Here is a 2,555-nt window from a genome sequence, read left to right as displayed (position 1 = left end):
CCGCCACCTCGGCCACCGCCCGCGCGAACACCGGCGACTCATCCAGCAACCGACGCCCCATACCCACCCACTGCGCCCCCTGACCCGGGAACACGAAGGCGATGTCGCCGTCGGCCAGGTCCGCCGTGCCGGTCACCAGGGCCGGATGGGCGGCGCCGTCGGCCAGGGCGCCCAGCCCTTTGCGGAGTTCCGTCGGATCGTCGGCCACCACGACCGCACGGTGTGACAGCCGGGCCCGGTTCTCGGCCAGGGCGCGGCCGAAGGCGGAGGGGTCGGGTTCGTGCGCGTCCACGTGGGCGAGCAGTCGTCCGGCCTGGGCACGCAGGGCGGAGGCCGAGGCGGCGGAGACGGGCCAGACGACGGCCGGCGGTATGTCGGCCAAGGGGCCGACCGCGTCGTCGGAGGGTGCGGGCGTCCGCTCGGGGGCGTCCTGCGCGAGGTCCAAGACCTCTTCCGAACCGCCGGAGGCCTCCTCCGGACCGTGGGGCGCCTCCTCCAGGATGACATGTGCGTTGGTGCCGCTGACGCCGAAGGCGGAGACGGCGGCGCGGCGGGGCCGGCCGGTGGCCGTCCACGGTCGGGCCTCGGTCAGCAGCCGCACTGCGCCGGCCTCCCAGTCGACCTGCCGCGACGGGGCGTCCACGTGCAGGGTGCGGGGCAGTGAACCGTGCCGCAGCGCCTGGACCATCTTGATGATGCCGGCGGCACCGGCCGCGGACTGGGTGTGCCCGATGTTGGACTTCAGCGAGCCCAGCCACAGCGGCCGGTCGTCCGGCCGGTCGCGCCCGTAGGTGGCGAGCAGCGCCTGTGCCTCGATGGGGTCGCCGAGAGTGGTACCGGTGCCGTGCCCCTCGACCGCGTCGACGTCGGCGGGGCCGAGCCGCGCGGCGGCCAGCGCGGCCCGGATGACGCGCTGCTGCGCGGGGCCGTTCGGCGCGGTGAGACCGTTGGACGCGCCGTCCTGGTTGACGGCCGAACCCCGCACCACTGCCAGGACCTCGTGTCCGAGCCGTCGCGCGTCCGACAGCCGCTCCAGCAGGAGGACGGCCACGCCCTCCGCCCATCCGGTGCCGTCGGCGGCGTCCGCGAACGCCTTGCACCGGCCGTCGGGCGCGAGACCCCGCTGTCGGGAGAACTCGACGAAGGGCGACGGCTGTGCCATCACCGCGACCCCGCCGGCCAGCGCCTGCGAGCACTCCCTGCTGCGCAGCGCCTGCGCGGCGAGGTGCACGGCGACGAGCGACGAGGAGCAGGCGGTGTCGACCGTGATCGCCGGCCCCTCCAGACCGAGTGTGTACGCGATCCGGCCGGAGGCGACGGACCCCGAGTTGCCGGTGGCCAGGAAGCCCTCCAACCCCTCGGGAACCGTGCCCAGACCGGTGGCGTAGTCGTGGTACATCACACCGAAGAAGACACCGGTGTCCGTGCCGCGCAGGCGCGCCGGGTCGATGCCGGCGTGTTCCAGCGCCTCCCAGGAAGTCTCCAGCAGCAGCCGCTGCTGCGGGTCCATCGCCAGGGCCTCGCGCGGCGAGATCCCGAAGAAGTCGGCGTCGAAGTCCCCCGCGCCGCGCAGAAAGCCGCCCTCGCGGACGTAGGAGCGGCCGGCCCGGTCGGGGTCGGCGTCGAACAGTGTGTCCAGAGGCCAGCCGCGGTCCTCCGGGAACCCTGCGACGCCGTCGCGGCCCTCCGCGACCAGCCGCCACAGCTCGTCCGGGGAACCGACTCCGCCGGGCAGCCGGCACGCCATGCCGACGATCGCGACGGGTTCGGTCGCGGCGGTCCGCTCGGCCTGGAGCCGGGCGTTCTCCACGGCCAGGTTCTCGTTGTCCTGCAGCGCGGCCCGCAGCGCCGTGACCAGTCTGGCGGTCTGATCGCCTGCGGCCGTGTCCGTGCCGTCGGTGGTGGTCGTCATATCAGCCTTCCAGGAGGGAGCGCCGGGAGAAGGTGGTCCGAGGAACGGATCGGTGGGTCACGAGCGTCCGCGCAGGGCGCGTGCCACGAGTCCGTCGATGTCGAGATCCGCGATGGCGGCCGCGCCCACGGGTTCCGGGGCGGTGGGAAGCGGCGAGGTCCCGGGCCGGGAGGCCGCGGGTTCGGGTACGGCGGGTGCCGTACCGACCGATGGCCCGGGTGCCGCCGATGCCGTGAGGAGTTCCGAGCGGAGGTGGGCGGCGAGGGCGAGGGGCGTCGGGTGGTCGAAGGTGAGCGTGGCGGGCAGTCGGCTGCCGGTCGCCCTGGCCAGCCGGTTGCGCAACTGAACCGCGCCGAGGGAGTCGAATCCGCTCTCCTTGAACGCCTGGGACGGGCCGATGCCGTCCTTCGAGGCGTGCCCGAGAACGGCCGCCGCTGCGCTGCGCACGAGGTCCAGGAGTTCCTTGTGCTGCTCCCTTTCCGACAGCGCGGCGAGTCGCCGGACGAAGCCGGCCGCATCACCGGCGGCCGGCGTGTCCGTGGCCGGCGTGCGGCGTGGCGGGCGGACCAGTCCGCGCAGCAGCGGGTTGAGTTCCCCCTCGGCCGCCCGGGCCCGCAGCACGCCCCAGTCCAGCCGGGTCGGC

2 protein-coding genes are annotated in these 2,555 nt (G+C 74.7%); both read right to left on the bottom strand.

The features are described 5' to 3' along the window. The coding region (locus IE271_RS40640; protein ID WP_190195442.1) for a type I polyketide synthase at positions 1–1,912 on the bottom strand (1,912 nt) is incomplete at its 3' end. A gap of 57 nt (positions 1,913–1,969) precedes the next feature. Beyond that, positions 1,970–2,555, bottom strand: a 586-nt coding sequence (locus IE271_RS40635) for an acyl carrier protein (RefSeq protein ID WP_190195441.1), incomplete at its 5' end; no start/stop codon positions are given.

Origin of the sequence: Streptomyces minutiscleroticus (assembly GCF_014650875.1) — a bacterium.
GTDB lineage: Bacteria > Actinomycetota > Actinomycetes > Streptomycetales > Streptomycetaceae > Streptomyces > Streptomyces minutiscleroticus.
This window is presented reverse-complemented; position numbering and strand designations above follow the sequence as displayed.